16 protein-coding genes are annotated in these 16,623 nt (G+C 67.2%); all 16 read right to left on the bottom strand.

The genetic code is table 11. The features are described from left to right. Positions 1 to 7 precede the first annotated feature (7 nt). Complete coding sequence (locus tag BG90_RS16075) at positions 8 to 601, bottom strand: phosphoribosyltransferase (protein ID WP_025989781.1); 594 nt, start codon at positions 599 to 601, stop codon at positions 8 to 10. 6 nt (positions 602 to 607) lie between these two features. Then, entirely contained in the window at positions 608 to 1,954 is a 1,347-nt protein-coding gene (locus BG90_RS16070; RefSeq protein WP_010115076.1) for an adenylosuccinate synthase, read from the bottom strand. A gap of 124 nt (positions 1,955 to 2,078) precedes the next feature. Further along, positions 2,079 to 3,227 (bottom strand): ATP phosphoribosyltransferase regulatory subunit, encoded by a 1,149-nt coding sequence (locus tag BG90_RS16065; protein WP_010103264.1) that lies wholly within the window; start codon positions 3,225 to 3,227, stop codon positions 2,079 to 2,081. Positions 3,228 to 3,337: 110 nt separating this feature from the next. After that, on the bottom strand, positions 3,338 to 3,529 hold the full coding sequence (locus tag BG90_RS16060) for a DUF2065 domain-containing protein (RefSeq protein ID WP_010103262.1): 192 nt from the start codon (positions 3,527 to 3,529) through the stop codon (positions 3,338 to 3,340). A gap of 24 nt (positions 3,530 to 3,553) precedes the next feature. Next, positions 3,554 to 4,453: a protease modulator HflC gene (hflC, locus tag BG90_RS16055; RefSeq protein WP_010115075.1), complete on the bottom strand. Its 900-nt coding sequence runs from the start codon at positions 4,451 to 4,453 to the stop codon at positions 3,554 to 3,556. A 15-nt stretch (positions 4,454 to 4,468) separates the two neighbouring features. Further along, positions 4,469 to 5,794, bottom strand: a complete 1,326-nt coding sequence (hflK, locus tag BG90_RS16050) for an FtsH protease activity modulator HflK (protein WP_045568219.1) — start codon at positions 5,792 to 5,794, stop codon at positions 4,469 to 4,471. Between the two features lie 81 nt (positions 5,795 to 5,875). Next, complete coding sequence (hflX, locus tag BG90_RS16045) at positions 5,876 to 7,039, bottom strand: GTPase HflX (RefSeq protein WP_025989779.1); 1,164 nt, start codon at positions 7,037 to 7,039, stop codon at positions 5,876 to 5,878. Positions 7,040 to 7,110: 71 nt separating this feature from the next. Further along, complete coding sequence (hfq, locus tag BG90_RS16040) at positions 7,111 to 7,350, bottom strand: RNA chaperone Hfq (protein ID WP_004192796.1); 240 nt, start codon at positions 7,348 to 7,350, stop codon at positions 7,111 to 7,113. Positions 7,351 to 7,483: 133 nt separating this feature from the next. Next, on the bottom strand, positions 7,484 to 8,821 hold the full coding sequence (der, locus tag BG90_RS16035) for a ribosome biogenesis GTPase Der (protein ID WP_010115066.1): 1,338 nt from the start codon (positions 8,819 to 8,821) through the stop codon (positions 7,484 to 7,486). 278 nt (positions 8,822 to 9,099) lie between these two features. Further along, positions 9,100 to 10,245, bottom strand: coding sequence for an outer membrane protein assembly factor BamB (gene bamB / locus BG90_RS16030; protein WP_010103239.1), 1,146 nt, complete (start codon positions 10,243 to 10,245; stop codon positions 9,100 to 9,102). 43 nt (positions 10,246 to 10,288) lie between these two features. After that, positions 10,289 to 10,918 carry a tetratricopeptide repeat protein gene (locus tag BG90_RS16025; protein WP_010115064.1) on the bottom strand — a complete coding sequence of 210 codons (630 nt, stop codon included), beginning with the start codon at positions 10,916 to 10,918 and terminating at the stop codon, positions 10,289 to 10,291. A 51-nt stretch (positions 10,919 to 10,969) separates the two neighbouring features. Next, positions 10,970 to 12,310: a histidine--tRNA ligase gene (gene hisS, locus BG90_RS16020; RefSeq protein WP_010115062.1), complete on the bottom strand. Its 1,341-nt coding sequence runs from the start codon at positions 12,308 to 12,310 to the stop codon at positions 10,970 to 10,972. 19 nt (positions 12,311 to 12,329) lie between these two features. Continuing rightward, positions 12,330 to 13,634: a flavodoxin-dependent (E)-4-hydroxy-3-methylbut-2-enyl-diphosphate synthase gene (gene ispG, locus BG90_RS16015; RefSeq protein WP_038800602.1), complete on the bottom strand. Its 1,305-nt coding sequence runs from the start codon at positions 13,632 to 13,634 to the stop codon at positions 12,330 to 12,332. Positions 13,635 to 13,722: 88 nt separating this feature from the next. Beyond that, positions 13,723 to 14,784 carry a helix-turn-helix domain-containing protein gene (locus tag BG90_RS16010; RefSeq protein WP_045568218.1) on the bottom strand — a complete coding sequence of 354 codons (1,062 nt, stop codon included), beginning with the start codon at positions 14,782 to 14,784 and terminating at the stop codon, positions 13,723 to 13,725. 146 nt (positions 14,785 to 14,930) lie between these two features. Then, positions 14,931 to 16,067, bottom strand: a complete 1,137-nt coding sequence (gene rlmN / locus BG90_RS16005; RefSeq protein WP_010115055.1) for a dual-specificity RNA methyltransferase RlmN — start codon at positions 16,065 to 16,067, stop codon at positions 14,931 to 14,933. A gap of 42 nt (positions 16,068 to 16,109) precedes the next feature. After that, the gene (gene ndk / locus BG90_RS16000) at positions 16,110 to 16,535 is read right to left on the bottom strand and encodes a nucleoside-diphosphate kinase (RefSeq protein WP_010103230.1); all 426 of its coding nucleotides are present in this window, start codon (positions 16,533 to 16,535) and stop codon (positions 16,110 to 16,112) included. Positions 16,536 to 16,623 lie beyond the last annotated feature (88 nt).

Here is a 16,623-nt window from a genome sequence, read left to right as displayed (position 1 = left end):
GCCGCGCTCACGCGTCGGACGCGTCGTCGCGCTGCGTGTTGCCGCGCTTGATCCATGCCGCGAGATTGTGCGGGCGCACCGTATCCCATTCTTCGAACGGCTGATGAATCCACGGATTCGTCGGCAGGTACTGGACATGATAATCGGGCTTCACCTTCGAGCAGCCCTTGTACCAGAGCACCGCCGAACGCACGGCCGTCACGGCCGGATAGCGCTCCTTCAGGTGCTGCTGGACGCGCGCGAGCGTCACGCCCGAATCGACGAGATCGTCGACGAGCAGCACGTTGCCCGACAGATCGCCGCGCGTCATCGTGATGTACTGCGCGATGTCGAGATCGCCCTGCTGCGTGCCCGCCGCCTCGCGATACGAGCTCGTCGCGAGAATCGCGAGCGGCAGGTCGTAGATGCGCGACAACTGATCGCCGACGCGCAGACCGCCGCGCGCAAGGCACAGGATCTTGTCGAACTTCCAGCCCGAATCGTGCACCGCGAGCGCGAGCATCTCGATCAGCCGGTGGTATTCGTCCCAGCCGACCCAGAGATTCTTGTCGTCGTTGCGCGGGTCGGACATCGTGAACGTCGCCATGGGATTCTGCGTCATCGGCGCTTACACCTTGAACGGATGGCGCAGCAGGATCGTCTCGTCGCGATCCGGGCCCGTGGACACCATGTCGATCGGCACGCCGGCCACTTCCTGCACGCGCGTGAGGTACGCACGCGCGTTCGCGGGCAGCGCATCCCACGATTTGATGCCGACCGTGCTTTCCTTCCAGCCGCCGAACGTCTCGTAGACAGGCTCGCAGCGCGCGACCTCGGCCGCGCCGCGCGGCAGCAGATCGACGTCTTCGCCGTCGATCTTGTAGCCGACGCACAGCTTCACTTCCTCGAGGCCGTCGAGCACGTCGAGCTTCGTCATGCAGAGGCCCGACACGCCGTTGATCTGGATCGAGCGGCGCAGCGCCGCCGCGTCGAGCCAGCCGGTGCGGCGCGGACGGCCCGTGACGGAGCCGAATTCCTTGCCGACGTTCGCGAGCGTGACGCCGATCTGGTCCTGGCGGCTCGGATTGTCCGCGTCGTACAGCTCGCTCGGGAACGGGCCCGAACCGACGCGCGTGCAATACGCCTTGGTGATGCCGAGGATGTAGTTGAGCTTCTGCGGGCCGACGCCCGCGCCCGCCGCCGCCGCGCCCGCGACGCAGTTGCTCGACGTGACGAACGGATAGGTGCCGTGATCGATGTCGAGCAGCGTGCCTTGCGCACCTTCGAACAGCAGGTTGCGGCCCGCGTGGTTCTCCTCGTACAGACGGCGCGACACGTCCGCGACCATCGGCTTCAGACGATCCGCGTAGCCGAGCATCGTGTCGAGCGTCGCCTGGAAATCGACGGCCGCGCCGCCGAGATACTGGGTCAGCACGAAGTTATGGAAGTCGAGATTCTCGCGCAGGCGGTCGGCGAACGTTCTCGCGTCGAACAGATCCTGAACGCGCAGCGCACGGCGGCCGACCTTGTCTTCGTACGCGGGGCCGATGCCGCGGCCGGTCGTGCCGATCTTGCTCGCGCCGCGGCGCGCTTCGCGCGCCTGGTCGATCGCGATGTGGTACGGCAGAATCAGCGTCGCCGCCTCGGAGATGAACAGGCGCTCGCGAACGTTCAGCCCTGCCTCTTCCAGCTCGCCGATTTCCTTGAAGAGCGCCTCGGGCGACAGCACGACGCCGTTGCCGATGTAGCAGGCGACGCCTTCACGCATGATGCCCGACGGGATGAGGCGCAAGATGGTCTTCTTGCCGCCGATGATGAGGGTGTGGCCGGCGTTGTGGCCGCCCTGGAAACGCACGACGCCCTGAGCGTGGTCCGTCAGCCAGTCGACGATCTTGCCTTTGCCTTCATCACCCCATTGAGTCCCCACGACGACGACATTGCGTCCGGGAGTCGCGTTCACTGCGCTGGCAGACATGTTGATTCGTTAGCTGGTTAAAAACGTATTCTACCTAGGTTCGCCGCCGGTTCCGAATTTTTCCGTTTCGCTTCAACGACATTGCACTCTGGAAGCGCGTCGGAAGCCCGGCGGCGCGGCACGTTCAGCGGGGCTCGACCACCCATGCGCCGCCCTGTTCGACGAGCGCGCGATCGCACGCGAACTCGTCGAGCACGTGATCGTGCCCCGGCAGCGCCTGGATCACGACTTCGCCTGCGTCGCGCAGCGCGCCGACCGCCGCGCGCAACGCGTCGTCCTGCTTCCACGGCGCCAGAATCGCGGCGCCGCGCGCCTCGATCGGCGAAATTCGCGCAATCTCGCGCAGATCGAGCGAAAAGCCCGTCGCCGGACGCGCGCGGCCGTACGCCTGGCCGACGTGATCGTAGCGGCCGCCGTGCGCGACCGCGTTCGGCACGCCGTCGACGTACGCGGCGAACATCGCGCCGCTGTGATACGCGTAGCCGCGCAGATCGGCGAGATCGATCGCGACCTCGGCGTCCTTCACCTGCGCGGCGAGATGCGCGAGGTCGTCGAGCGCCCGCGCGATTTCGGGCAGCGCCGGCAGTTGGCGGCGCGCCTCGTCGAGCACCGACGCGTCGCCGTACAGGCGCGGCAGCGCGCGAAGCGCGGCGCGCGTATCCGTGCCGAGATCGTCGGTCAATTCGTTCAGGCGCGGCACGTCCTTGCCGGCGAGCGCGTCGTAGAGCGCCTCGCCGCGCTCGGCCGCGACCGCGTCGCGCGCGAAGAGCGCCGCCAGCACGCCCGCATGGCACAGGTCGAGCCGGATTTTCTTCAGACCAGTCAGGTGCAGCGCGTCGAGCATCAGTTGCTGAATCTCCAGATCGGCCTCGAGACCCGCATGTCCGTAGATTTCCGCGCCGACCTGGAGCTGCTCGCGGCTCGCGTGCAGCCCGCGCGGCCGCGTGTGCAGCACGGGACCCGCGTAGCAGAGGCGCGTCACGCCCTGGCGGTTCAGCAGGTGCGCGTCGATCCGCGCGACCTGCGGCGTCATGTCCGCGCGCAAGCCGAGCGTGCGTCCCGACACCTGGTCGACGAGCTTGAACGTGCGCAGCCGCAATTCGTTGCCGCCGCTCGTCAGCAGTGACTCCAGATACTCGAGGAGCGGCGGCATGACCATCTCGTAGCCGTACGAACGAAAACGGTCGAGCAGCCTGCGACGCAGTTCCTCGATCTTGCGCGCCTCCGACGGCAGCACGTCGGCAATATTCTCGGGAAGTAACCAGGTCGACATCGTTGCGATCCTACGACGGGAAACACGGCGCGCGACGCGCGCCTCGGATTGAAATCGGGTCGGCGCCCGGCGGATGGCCGGGACGCGCCGAACGGGCGCGGGCGGCCGGGTCAGGTAACGAGCAGAAGCAGCGCAAGCCCGATCGCCATCACGATGAAACCGCCGATCCGGATATGGTGCGGAGGCCGCTCCGCTATTCTACGAAACGTGTCGCGCCACGCGCTCGGAAACACGAACGGAAAGGCGCCCTCGATGATGAGCATCAGCGCGAGAGCAAGCAGTAACGAGCCAGCGAAATCCATGCGAACGACGACGCCCCTTGCACATCAACGGTTGCGGGGAGCGGCAGCCGGCGCCGCGGCGCCGCCCGTCGGGCTGCGCATGAAGCGGAAGAACTCGCTGTCCGGATCGACGACGATGACGTCGTTCGGCTTGAAGCTGTTCCGGTATGCCTGCAGGCTCGCGTAGAACTGATAGAACTGCGGATCGCGGCCGAACGCGTCGGCGGCGATCGACGCGGCCTTCGCGTCGCCTTCGCCCTTGATCGACTGCGCGGCCTTGTAGCCTTCCGCGAGAATCGTCTGCTGTTGCCGGGCCGCATCCGCCTTGATCTCTTCCGCCTGCGCCGCGCCTTCCGCGCGCTCGCGCTCGGCCTGGCGCTGCAGCTCGGCCGTCATCCGCTGGTACGCGCCGTCCGCCTGCGAGGCGGGCAGATCGACGCGCGTGAGTTGCACGTCGACGATGTCGATGCCGAGCGGCGCCGCGTCGGCCTGCAGCGCGCGCTTCGCCTCGTCGGCGATCGCGCGCTGGCTGCCGAGCGCGTCGTCGAGCTCGCGCTTCGCGAACGCGCCGCCGAGCGCGCCCTTGACGGCCGCCGACAGGCGATCGACCTCGCCGCGCGGCGCGCCGCCCGTTTCCTTGTAGTACTTGAGCACGTCGGCGACCCGGTACTTGACGACGGGGCTCACGAGCACGTCGCTCTTGTCCTTCGTCGTCAGGCTCTGCGGATCGGCCGAGTCGAGCGTCTGGACGCGAACGTCGACGAACGTCGCCGTCTGCAGCGGCTGCGGCAGCTTGAAATGAAGGCCGGGGCCGGCAAGCGTCGGCGCGTCGCCGTCGCGCGACGACAGCACGGCCGTATGGCGCGGATCGACGACGAGCACCGTCGACGAAGCGACCAGCGCGACGATGACGATCGCTACGACGAGCGCGATGATTCGGTTCATGTAATGCGCTCCTCGTTACTGCAGATCGTCGGTGCGCGAGCGGCTGCGGAACGCCTCGCGCGAGCGCAGCGGATCGCTGCCGGACGCCGGACTCGCCGCGGCGGGCGCCGACGCGCGAGGCGCGCTCGCGGCAGCCGCGGCCGACGCTGGCGCGGAGAACGCAGGCGCCTGCGCACCGCTCGCGGGCGCGGCAGTGGCGGCGCTCGCCGCATCGGCCGCGCGCTGGCGGCCCGCTTCGACAATCTTGTCGAGCGGCAGATACAGCACGCTGTTGCCCGCCTTGTTGCCGACGTACACCTTCGTCGTGTTCGAATAGATCTCCTGCATCGTCTCGAGGTACATCCGCTCGCGGATCACCGCGGGCGCCTTCGAGTACTGCGCATAGACCTGCTTGAAGCGCTCGGCGTCGCCTTCCGCCTGCGCGACGACGCGCTCCGCGTACGACTTCGCGTCGTCGACCATCTTCGCCGCGTCGCCCTGCGCACGCGGCAGCAATTCGCTCGCGTACGCCTGCGCGGCGTTCTTCGCGGCTTCGCCGTCCTGACGCGCCTTCGCGATGTCGTCGACGGCCGCCTGCACCTGCTCGGGCGGCGCGACGCTCTGCACGGTCACGCCGGTGACGACGAGCCCCGTCCGGTAGCGGTCGAGGTCGTGCTGGATCGCCTTCGCGAGCGCATCGCGCAGCACGTCGCGATCCTGCGCGAGCACGTCGTCCGCGCTCTTCGCGCCGACGATCTCGCGCACCGCCGCCTGCGCCGCCTGCGACACGCTGCGCTCGGGATCGGCGGCACGGAACAGGTAGTCGGTCGCGGACCCGATCCGATATTGAACGGCGAAGCGCACGTCGACGATGTCGGCGTCGCGCGTCAGCATCGACGCGTCCTTCACGTTGGCGAGCCGCACGACGTTGTTGCGGCCGATCTCGATCGAGCGCACCTGCGATGTATCGACGATCTCGTGCGAGTCGAACGGATACGGCAGGCGCCAGTGGACGCCGTCGCCGACGGTGCCCTTGTACTCGCCGAAGCGCAGCACGACGCCAGTCTGGCCATCCTGAACGATGAAGATGCCGCTGCCGAGATAGATTGCGATCAGCACGCCCGCGACAATGCCGACGCCGACACGCGCGGCGCGCCCGTTGTCCGGACGAAAGCCGTTGTTGCCGCCGCCCTTGCCGCCGAACCAGCCGCTCAGGCGACGGTTGAAGTTCCGCCACATCTCATCGAGGTCCGGGGGGCCGTCGTCGCGTCCGTTCGGGCGCTTCGATTCGTTCGCACGCGGCTTGTCGCCGTTGCCGCCGCGTCCCCAGCGGGGATCGTTGATCGACAGCAAGGCGCGCATCCGCCGCCAGGTACTCCGCTCGTTGTAGTCGTTCACCTGTGTTTGTTCACCAGATTGGAGCAACTTGACCGGCCGCAGCCGTCAGCGCCCATGTTCGGAAACCGGGTGGTCTTCGTGTGGTTGCGCCGGCGCGCCGTCAAGCGGCATGGCGCCGACAAGATGTTCCGCGGTAGCGATCTCGGCGATGGCGGCACGCAGCGAGTCCAGACCCTGGCCCGTGCGCGCGCTCAAAAAGACGCGCGAGATATTACCATACTCGTCCCGCTCGACCGCATCCCCTCGGGCCTCGAGCTCGGGCACGGCATCGATCTTGTTGAACACGAGAATCTGGCGGATCGAGTCCGCCCCGATTTCGTGCAGCACCTCGTTGACCTGCTCGATCTGCTCGAGCCGCACCGCGCTCGACGCATCGACGACGTGCAGCAGCAGATCCGCGTGGATCGTCTCTTCGAGCGTCGCGCGGAACGCCGCGACCAGTTGGTGCGGCAGCTCGCGGATGAAGCCGACGGTATCGGACACGACGATCTGCCCGACCTCGTCGCCGAGGTACACGCGCCGCGACGTCGTGTCGAGCGTCGCGAACAATTGATCCGCCGCATATGCCTGCGCTTTCGTCAGCGCATTGAAGAGCGTCGACTTGCCCGCATTCGTGTAGCCGACGAGCGACACCGACATCGTGCCGCTGCGCGCGCGCTGCCGGCGCTGCGTGTGATGCTGGCGGCGCAGCTTCTCGAGCCGCGTCTTCAGCATCTTGATGCGCTCGCCGATCAGGCGCCGGTCGGTTTCGAGCTGCGTTTCGCCGGGGCCGCGCAGACCGATGCCGCCCTTTTGGCGCTCGAGGTGGGTCCAGGCTCGAATCAGCCGGGTCGCGAGGTATTGGAGCTGCGCGAGCTCGACCTGCAGCTTGCCTTCGTGACTGCGGGCGCGCTGCGCGAAGATGTCGAGGATGAGGCTCGTGCGGTCGACGACGCGCCGATTAAGCATCCGCTCCAGATTGCGTTGCTGGGCGGGGGCGAGCGCGTGATTGAAGATGACGATTTCGACGTCGTTCGCTTCGCAGGCAAGCCGCAGTTCCTCGGCTTTGCCGCTGCCGACGAACATGGCGGCGTCGGGACTGGAACGGCGGCCCGTCAGCGTGACGGCGGGATGGGCGCCCGCACTGGAGGCGAGCAGACTGAGTTCTTCGAGACTGGCTTCGAAATCGGTCTTGCCGAAATCGATGCCCACTAACGCTGCGTTGATCAAATTATCGGATGTCAAGGTAAGGCGGCTGGCATCGGGTGCCGACGGCGACGCGAGCCAGCCGCGGCAAAGGGTTAGGACGCTGCTTCCGCATCCGGGTGGAAGTTCACCGGACGCGCCGGCACGACCGTCGAAATGGCGTGCTTGTAAACCATCTGTGTAACCGTGTTCCTGAGCAACACGACGTACTGGTCGAACGATTCGATGTTCCCTTGAAGCTTGATGCCGTTGACGAGATAGATCGAAACCGGCACGTGCTCTTTACGCAGTGCGTTCAAAAACGGGTCTTGTAACAATTGCCCTTTGTTGCTCATGGCGTACTCCATCTTTTTTGCAGGTTGACTAGATTGGGGCGAAGAAAAAGAGATCCGCCGCCAATCGCTACACTATAGCCGATTTTGTCCGCCCCGCCCGCCTCTGCCGTCCGGCCAACGCGGCGCGCCTCGCTCACTCCTTATCGGCGTAAGGGTTCGTCGACGAGCGAAACTCTATGCGCAATGGAGTGCCCGTCAGCGAGAAAGTTTCTCGGAATCGATTCTCGAGATAGCGCTTGTACGTCTCGGTCACGGCGTCGAGCGCGTTGCCGTGAATGACGATGATGGGCGGGTTCTGTCCGCCCTGGTGCGCATAGCGCAGCTTCGGCCGCACCGGGCCGCGGCGGCGCGGCTGCTGGAACTCGACCGCGTCGATCAGCGCGCGCGTGAGCTTCGGCGTCGGCAGCTTCTTCATCGCGGCCGCATACGCGTCGTCGACCGAGCGCATCAACGGGCCGATGCCCGTCTTCTCCGCCGCCGAGATGAAGTGGGACTTCGCGAAATCGAGGAACTTGAGCTTGCGCGCGAGATCGGCCTTCGCGCGCTCGCGCACGTGCGGATCGAGACCGTCCCACTTGTTCACGCCGACGACGAGCGCGCGCCCCTGCTCGACGACGAAGCCCGCGATGTGCGCGTCCTGATCGGAGATGTCCTGCCGCGCATCGAGCAGAAGAATGACGACGTTCGCGTCGGAGATCGACTGCAGCGTCTTCACGACCGAGAATTTCTCGATCGCCTCGAACACCTTGCCGCGGCGGCGCAGGCCCGCCGTGTCGATCAGCGTATACCGCTTGCCGTTGCGTTCGAAGTCGACGTAGATCGAATCGCGCGTCGTGCCCGGCATGTCGAATGCGATCACGCGGTCTTCGCCGATCAGCGTGTTGACGAGCGTCGACTTGCCGACGTTCGGCCGGCCGACGATCGCAATCTTGATGCCGCGCGCGGCGGCGTCCTCTTCGCTCTCTTCCGGCTGGCCCGCGTACGCGACCTCGAGCGCCTCGTTGATCATGTCGGTCACGCCGTCGCCGTGCGCGGCCGAAATCGCGCGCGGATCGCCCAGGCCGAGCTCGTAGAAATCCGACGCGACCGCCGTGTATTTCATCCCCTCGGCCTTGTTGACGACGAGGAAGATCGGCCGTCCGGTCTTGCGCAGATAATCGGCAATCGACTTGTCCTGCGGCGCGAGGCCGTTGCGGCCGTCGACGATGAACACGACGACGTCCGCCTCCTCGACCGCCTGGCGCGTCTGTCGCGCCATCTCGTGCAGGATGCCGTCCTTCGCGACGGGCTCGAAGCCGCCCGTGTCGACGACGAGATACGGCCGCGCGCCGACTCGCCCCTCGCCGTAATGGCGATCGCGCGTCAGGCCGGGCAGATCGGCGACCAGCGCATCGCGCGAGCGCGTGAGCCGGTTGAACAGCGTGGATTTCCCCACATTGGGGCGCCCAACGAGGGCAATGACCGGTTTCATCTGATGATGTCGTCTACGTGAAACGCAGCGGCGGTGAGCCCGCATGCCGCAGGCGGCTGCGCTTGATGGAAATTAGCACGAATTCGCGCCGCGTCGGCGCGCAGGCGGCGGCGTACGTGTCGCGCCGCTCATTTTTTTCGATTCGCTCCCAGCGCCCGCGGATCGCGCCATGCCGCGCCGCCGGGCCGCCGGGCCGCGCCCGCCCGGCAACGGCCGGACGCGCAAAAAATACGACGCGCGGCCGGCGAAGCGCGCGGCCGCGCGGTTGCGTCGCGCGCTTAGCGCGGACGGAAACCGTACACGCCGCCGTCCTGCGTCTGGACGACGAGCGTGTTGCCGGCGAGCACGGGCGCCGCGTTGATCGCGCTGCCGTCTGTCTTCATCCGCGCGACGAACGTGCCGTCGTCGCGCGACAGGAAGTGCACGAAGCCCTTGTAGTCGCCGAACACGACCGCGCGGCCGAGCAGGTACGGCACGCCGACGTCGCGGCTCTTCAGCTTGTCGTTGCGCCAGAGCTCCTTGCCCGTCGCGACGTCGTACGCCGACACGACCGACCAGTCGTCGCCGCCCGCGACCACCGTATCGTCCTGCGCGACGCCGCTGCGGCTCGAGAACGCCTTCTCCCACAGCGGACGGCCCGAATTCGCGTCGAAGCAGCCGAGCTGGCCCTGGAACGTCACAGCGCACGTCTCGGCGCCGACGAGCGTCGGCGCGCCCGTCACGTCGTTGATCCGCTCGACTTCGGTCACGCCCTTCGGGAACGACACGGGCGTCTGCCAGAACGGCTCGCCCGTCTGCAGGTTCAGCGCGACGAGACCGCCGCCCGGGAAGCCCGCGAGCACCGCTGCGTCGCCGGCGAACGTCATGCCGGCCGACACGCGCAGGTTGAGCGGCACCGCGCGGTTGCGGTAGACCCACTTCTGCTCGCCCGTCTGCGCGTTGAACGCGATCACTTGGCCGTCGATCGTGCGCACGATCACGAGGCCGTTGCCGACGAGCGGCGGCGAGAAGACCTCGCCCTGCACGGTCGTCTTCCACAGCAGCTTGCCGTCCGGGCCGAGCACGAACACGCCGCCCTTCAGCGCGCCGACCGCGGTCAGGTTGCCGTCGCTGCCGACGCCCGCCGACAGATCGGAGCCCACTTTCGCGCGCCAGATTTCCTGGCCCGTCTTCGCGTCGATCTTCTCGACCGAACCGTTCGCGCCGGCGACGTACACCGCGTCGCCCACCGCGACGGGAGAGAACGAGTAGCGGCCACCCTTGCCGACGCTCGCCTTCCACACCTGCTGCACGTCGAGCACGGGTTTGAACTCGGTGAGCGGCGTCGGCACGCGGCGCGCGTCCTTCGTTGACGAACAGGCCGCGAGAACCAGGACGGCCGCCGCGCAGGCAACGGGTGCAGCGTAACGTTTCAGCAGATTCATCGATAGCGAAGCAAAGTTAAGTTGTAAAACGGAGCGGGGGCGCTCAACCGCCGAGCGCGTCCAGCTTGAACTGCACGAGTTGGCGCGCGGACGCGTCGTCCTTCGACAGCGAATCGAGCGCGAGCTTGTACGCGGCGCGCGCGTCGTCGCTCTTGCCCTGCGCGGCGAGCAGATCGCCGCGGCGATCGGCGACGATGCCCTTGAACGCGTCCGACGGCGTGCCCGACAGCAGCGCGAGACCGGCGTCGTACGCCTTCTCGTCGAGCAGCAGCGATGCGAGACGCAGCTTCGCGATCTGCTTGTACTCGTCGTCCTTCGCGTGATCGGCGGCCCACTGCAGCTGCGCCTTCGCGCCCGCCGCGTCGCCCGCGCCGTACAGCGCCTTCGCCGCTTCGAGCGCCGTCATCTGCGCATAAGCGGTGCCGCCGAACTTGTCTTCCATGTCCGACGCGACGCGCGCGACCTTCGCCTTGTCGTTCGACTGGACCGCCTGCTGCACCTGCTCGTACAGCACGGCCGCCTGCGCGGCCTGGTGCCGCTGCCAGTAATTCCAGCCGTTCCAGGCGGCGGCGGCGGCGAGGACGGCGATCGCGATCCAGGTCGTCAGATTGCCCCACCGGGCCCACCACGCCTTCAGGCTTTCAATCGATTCTTGTTCGTCGTGATAACTCATCGCCTAGCGATTCCTTCCTGTACACGCTTTTGTCTTGCGGATGCGCCGCGATCAGTCGTCGCCGTCTTCGGCGGTTGCAACCATCGCATTGATTAGAAAATCGGTCAAGCTTTCGACCGGCACGGATTGCTGAACGTTCTTCTCGCCTTCGGCGCCCATGCCGCGCAACGGCTTCACGCTCGCCGTGCCGTTCGCGATCTCGTCTTCGCCGAAAATCACCGCGAACGCCGCGCCGCTCGCGTCCGCGCGCTTCATCTGCGACTTGAAGCTCGCGCCCGCGCCGTCCGCGCTGCAGTGAAGGACCACGTCGAGGCCCGTGTCGCGCAGACGCTCCGCGACGACGAACGCCTGCTCGCGCGCCGCATCGCCTTGGTGAACGACGTACACGTCGACGCCTTCCTGCTCGGGCACGAGGCTCTCTTCCTTCAGGAGCTCGAGAATGCGCTCGACGCCCATCGCCCACCCGCACGCGGCGGTCGGCTTGCCGCCCAATTGCTCGATCAGCGGATCGTAGCGGCCGCCCGCGGCGACCGTGCCTTGCGCGCCGAGCTTGTCGGTCACCCACTCGAACACGGTCAGGTTGTAGTAGTCGAGCCCGCGCACGAGCCGCGGGTTGATCGTAAACGGCAGGTTGTTCGCCTTCAGCAGCTTCTGCAGGCCTTCGAAGTGCGCGCGCGACGCGTCGCCGAGGAAGTCGATCAGCTTCGGCGCATTCTGCACGATCTCCTGCAGCGCGGGATTCTTCGTGTCGAGCACCCGCAGCGGGTTCGTGTAGAGGCGGCGCTGCGCGTCGTCGTCGAGCTGCGCGACGTGCTGCTCGAGATACTTGATGAGCTCGACGCGATGCGCGGCGCGCTCTTCGGCGAGACCGAGCGAGTTGATCTCGAGCTTGATGCCGGTGAGGCCGAGATCGTCCCACAGGCGCTGGCACATCATGATGATTTCCGCGTCCGCGTCCGGGCCCGCGAAGCCGAGCGCCTCGACGCCGACCTGGTGGAACTGGCGATAGCGGCCGCGCTGCGGACGCTCGTGACGGAACATCGGGCCGACGTACCACAGGCGCTTCGGCCCGTCGTACAGCATGTTGTGCTCGATCGCCGCGCGCACGACGGCGGCGGTGTTCTCGGGACGCAGCGTGAGGTTCTCGCCGTTCAGCGCGTCGACGAAGCTGTACATCTCCTTCTCGACGATGTCGGTCACTTCGCCGATGCCGCGCGTGAAGAGCTGCGTGTGCTCGACGATCGGCGTACGGATGTTCTGATAGCCGTAGGCGCGCAGCAGCGACTTCACGGTCGCCTCGAAGAATTCCCACAAGCCGGCATCCTGCGGGAGGATGTCGTTCATGCCCTTCACGCCCGTCAGCTTCTCGAGCTTTCGCTTTTGTTCTGTCATCTGAAATACGGTGGACGAATTAATTCTGGACCGCGGCGCGGCCATAGGTGCGCGCGACGTAGTCGCTCACGATCTGCTGGAATTCTTCCGCGATGTGCTCGCCGCGCAGCGTCTTCACTTTCTGGCCGTCGACGAACACGGGCGCGGCCGGGTTCTCGCCCGAGCCCGGCAGGCTGATGCCGATGTTCGCGTGCTTCGACTCGCCCGGGCCGTTGACGATGCAGCCCATCACCGCGACGTTCATCTTCTCGACGCCCGGATACGCCTTGCGCCACTCGGGCATCTGCTCGCGCAGATACGTCTGGATCCGCAGCGCGAGCTCCTGGAACAGCGTGCTCGTCGTGCGGCCGCAGCCCGGACAGGCGACGACCATCGGCGCGAACGAGCGCAGCCCCATCGTCTGCAGGATCTCCTGGCCGACGATCACTTCGCCCGTGCGCGGCGCGCCGGGTTCCGGCGTGAGCGAGATGCGGATCGTGTCGCCGATTCCTTCCTGCAGCAGCAAGCCGATCGCGGCCGTCGACGCGACGATGCCCTTCGAGCCCATGCCCGCCTCGGTGAGGCCGAGGTGCAGCGCGAAGCCGCAGCGGCGCGCGAGCTCGCGGTAGACGGCAATCAGGTCCTGCACGCCGCTCACCTTGCACGACAGCACGATCTTGTCGCGGCCGAGGCCGAGTTCGACCGCACGCTCGGCGGAGCCGATCGCCGACTGGATCAGCGCCTCGTACATCACGCTCTGCGCTTCCCACGGCTCGGCGCGCGCGCCGTTCTCGTCCATCATCCGTGCGAGCAGATCCTGATCGAGGCTACCCCAGTTCACGCCGATCCGCACCGGCTTGTCGTACTTGATCGCGGCTTCGATCATCTGCGCGAACTGCGAATCGCGCTTCGCGCCCTGGCCGACGTTGCCCGGATTGATCCGGTACTTCGACAGCGCCTCCGCACAGCCGGGATGGTCGCGCAACAGCAGGTGGCCGTTGTAGTGGAAATCGCCGACGAGCGGCACCGACACGCCCATCCGGTCGAGCTGCTCGCGAATCGCCGGCACGGCGGCGGCCGCCTCGGGCGTGTTCACGGTAATGCGCACGAGCTCGGAGCCCGCGTTCGCGAGCTCCTTCACCTGGATCGCGGTGCCGATCGCGTCGGCCGTGTCGGTGTTCGTCATCGACTGCACGCGCACGGGCGCGGCGCCGCCGATCGTCACGAGCGTTCCGCCCCAGCGGACATCGACCGCATGCGACACGCGCCGCGGCGCATGCCCGCCGAACACCGGCTCGGTTGAACAAATCTGACTGCTGCGTGGGGATTGAGCTTCGGATTGCATCGATAGATCCAATTTACGCCAAACGCGCCGCCGTCGGCCGCGCGCGAAAGAGAAAAGCGCCGTGCTCCATCGGCCACGGCGCTTGCCGTCAGGGCAATGCGAAACGCGCGACGTTGCCCCGAGCCGTCGAGTATTTTGCCGGATCGACGGGTTTGCCGTCGAAAGCGATCGATTCGAGCCCGGCCCTGTTGCCGATCGTGACCTTGAGCGGCGCGTCGCCCGCGACCTGCTTGGTCTCGCCGGCGCGCACGAGTGACGAGAACAGCTCCTTGCCGTTCTTGTCCCGCACGCTGAACCAGCAGTCCTGCGCAACCTTCAGTGCGACGACCGACTGGCCGGGCGCGGGCGCCACGGCTGCGTTCGCGCCGTCGGCCGCCGGCGCGGCCGGCTGAACCGCAGCCGCAGCCGACGCGGGCGGCGTGGCCACGGCGCTCGCGACTGCCGGCGCGGAACCCGCGGCAGGCGCGCTCGCCGCAGCCGGGTCGCCGGCCGATGCGCCGCCGACGGGCTGCGACGCAGGCGCCGCGACGGCGCCCGCCTGCGTCACCGTGCCCGACACCGCCGTGCTCGCGGGCAGATCGGACGCGGCGCCTTCCGGCTGCTGCGCATGCGCGGCCGACGCGGCTTCGTCCGCGCCGCTCGACTTGAAGCGCGCAAGCCAGTTCGACGACTCGCCGCCCGTGTGCCACATCACCGCGGCGACGAGCGCGACGACGACCGCCGCGACCGCCCACAGCCATGGCCGGCCGCGCGACGAGCCGCCGAGCGGAATCGATACCCGGCCGCGCGGCAGACCTGTGCCGGCCGACGCCGGCATCGACAGATCGACCTCGGGCACGCCCTTCTCGCGGCGCAGCGCCTGCGCGAACGGCTCCGGATCGACGCCGAGCATCTTCGCGTAGCTGCGCACGAGGCCGAGCGCGAAGGTCGCGCCCGGCAGCTGGCTCGTATCGCCCGCCTCGAGCGCCTGCAGCTTCGGCGCCGCGACCTTCAGCCGCGCCGACACGTCTTCGACCGACCATCCCTTCGCCTCGCGCAACTCCGCGAGCCGTGCGCCCACTGCCGCGACCGACGCAATGCCGGCACCGGCCGCCGCCGGTTTCTCGCCTGCGTTCGTCTCTGGGCTCTTTGACGGCTGCGGTTCGCTCATCCTCTTCCTCGCGTCGATTCTTCTTGCCTGCACGCCCGCGCCTGCTCCGGCCGGGCTCGCAACATCACCGTTGTCACACACTGCGCGGCGCCGCGCGCCGCCCCGATCGCTTTACGCGTATTTCACTGCCGGCCAGGGCATCCCCGTCAAACCGCCCGTACCTCGATAATCTTTGCTGCGCCCGTCCGCTCGGCGAGACGCGTGCGGTCCTTGACCGCGCCCGCCAACTGGCCGCAGGCGGCGTCGATGTCGTCGCCGCGCGTCTTGCGGATCGTCGTCACGACGCCCGCATCGATCAGGACCTGCGCGAAGCGCTTGATCTGATCCGGCTTCGAGCGCACGAGCCCCGACTCCGGGAACGGATTGAACGGGATCAGATTGAATTTGCACGGCACGTCGCGCGTCAGCGCGAGCAGCTCGCGCGCATGCGCCTCGGTGTCGTTGACGCCGTCGAGCATGCAGTATTCGAACGTGATGAAATCGCGCGGCGCGACCTTCAGATAGCGCTGGCACGCGGCCATCAGCTCGCGCAGCGGGTGCTTCCTGTTGAGCGGCACGAGCTCGTCGCGCAGCGCGTCGTTCGGCGCGTGCAGCGACACCGCGAGTGCGACGGGCAGCTCGGCGCCGAGTTTGTCCATCATCGGCACGACGCCCGACGTCGACAGCGTCACGCGCCGGCGCGACAGACCGTATGCGTTGTCGTCGAGCATCAGCCGCATCGCGGGCACGACCGCCGAATAATTGAGGAGCGGCTCGCCCATGCCCATCATCACGACGTTCGTGATGACGCGATCGGCCCGGCCGTTCGGGCCGGGCTCGCGTCCGAGCGACGCGCGGAGCGCGAATTCCGCCATCCGCAACTGCCCGACGATCTCGCCCGTCGACAGATTGCGGGAAAAACCTTGCTTGCCGGTCGAGCAGAAGCGGCAATTGACCGCGCACCCCGCCTGCGACGACACGCACAGCGTGCCGCGCGTCTCTTCGGGGATGAACACCGTCTCGACCGCGTTGCCGCTGCCGACGTTGATGAGCCACTTGCGCGTGCCGTCGGCCGACACGTGATCGCTCAGGATGTCGGGCGTGCCGATGACGGCGCGCCCCTTCAGCTTCTCGCGCAGCGATTTCGCGAGATCGGTCATCCCGTCGAAATCGGCTGCGTTGTATTGGTGGATCCAGCGCTGCAGCTGCTTAGCGCGAAACGCCTTCTCGCCGAGGCTGCCGCAGTACGCGACGAGACCCTCGGCGTCGAGGTCGAGTAGATTGACGATGGTTTCGCTCGCCATGATGCCCTGCCTTGCCGCCAAACGCGCCGGATCCCGACCCGCTTAGCGCGAGTAAACGTTCATTTCCGGGAAGAAGAACGCGATTTCGACACGCGCCGTTTCCGCGGCGTCCGAGCCGTGCACGGCATTCGCGTCGATGCTGTCCGCGAAGTCGGCGCGGATCGTGCCCTTTTCCGCCTTCTTCGGATCCGTCGCGCCCATCAGGTCGCGGTTCGTGAGGATCGCGTTCTCGCCTTCCAGAACCTGGATCATCACCGGGCCCGAGATCATGAATTCGACGAGGTCCTTGAAGAACGGACGCTCGGCGTGCACGGCGTAGAATTTCTCCGCATCGGCGCGCGACAGGTGCGCCATGCGCGCCGCCACGATCTTCAGGCCGGCGCTTTCGAAACGGCTGTAGATCTGGCCGATCACGTTCTTCGCCACCGCATCCGGCTTGATGATCGACAGGGTGCGCTCGATTGCCATAAAAACTCCAAGAAATTAAGAGGTTACAGTTTCAAATGAATCCGCTATTGTAACACGTTCCCGTGTATCATTGCGATTGAACCCTTAC

This window comes from Burkholderia oklahomensis C6786 (genome assembly GCF_000959365.1).
GTDB classification, from domain to species: Bacteria; Pseudomonadota; Gammaproteobacteria; order Burkholderiales; family Burkholderiaceae; genus Burkholderia; species Burkholderia oklahomensis.
This window is presented reverse-complemented; position numbering and strand designations above follow the sequence as displayed.

Coding starts and splice junctions, on each gene's coding strand:
- BG90_RS16075 (WP_025989781.1), bottom strand. CDS start 601: ATGACGCAGAATCCCATGGCGACGTTCACGATGTCCGACCCGCGCAAC.
- BG90_RS16070 (WP_010115076.1), bottom strand. CDS start 1,954: ATGTCTGCCAGCGCAGTGAACGCGACTCCCGGACGCAATGTCGTCGTC.
- BG90_RS16065 (WP_010103264.1), bottom strand. CDS start 3,227: ATGTCGACCTGGTTACTTCCCGAGAATATTGCCGACGTGCTGCCGTCG.
- BG90_RS16060 (WP_010103262.1), bottom strand. CDS start 3,529: ATGGATTTCGCTGGCTCGTTACTGCTTGCTCTCGCGCTGATGCTCATC.
- hflC (WP_010115075.1), bottom strand. CDS start 4,453: ATGAACCGAATCATCGCGCTCGTCGTAGCGATCGTCATCGTCGCGCTG.
- hflK (WP_045568219.1), bottom strand. CDS start 5,794: ATGCGCGCCTTGCTGTCGATCAACGATCCCCGCTGGGGACGCGGCGGC.
- hfq (WP_004192796.1), bottom strand. CDS start 7,350: ATGAGCAACAAAGGGCAATTGTTACAAGACCCGTTTTTGAACGCACTG.
- der (WP_010115066.1), bottom strand. CDS start 8,821: ATGAAACCGGTCATTGCCCTCGTTGGGCGCCCCAATGTGGGGAAATCC.
- bamB (WP_010103239.1), bottom strand. CDS start 10,245: ATGAATCTGCTGAAACGTTACGCTGCACCCGTTGCCTGCGCGGCGGCC.
- BG90_RS16025 (WP_010115064.1), bottom strand. CDS start 10,918: ATGAGTTATCACGACGAACAAGAATCGATTGAAAGCCTGAAGGCGTGG.
- hisS (WP_010115062.1), bottom strand. CDS start 12,310: ATGACAGAACAAAAGCGAAAGCTCGAGAAGCTGACGGGCGTGAAGGGC.
- ispG (WP_038800602.1), bottom strand. CDS start 13,634: ATGCAATCCGAAGCTCAATCCCCACGCAGCAGTCAGATTTGTTCAACC.
- BG90_RS16010 (WP_045568218.1), bottom strand. CDS start 14,784: ATGAGCGAACCGCAGCCGTCAAAGAGCCCAGAGACGAACGCAGGCGAG.
- rlmN (WP_010115055.1), bottom strand. CDS start 16,067: ATGGCGAGCGAAACCATCGTCAATCTACTCGACCTCGACGCCGAGGGT.
- ndk (WP_010103230.1), bottom strand. CDS start 16,535: ATGGCAATCGAGCGCACCCTGTCGATCATCAAGCCGGATGCGGTGGCG.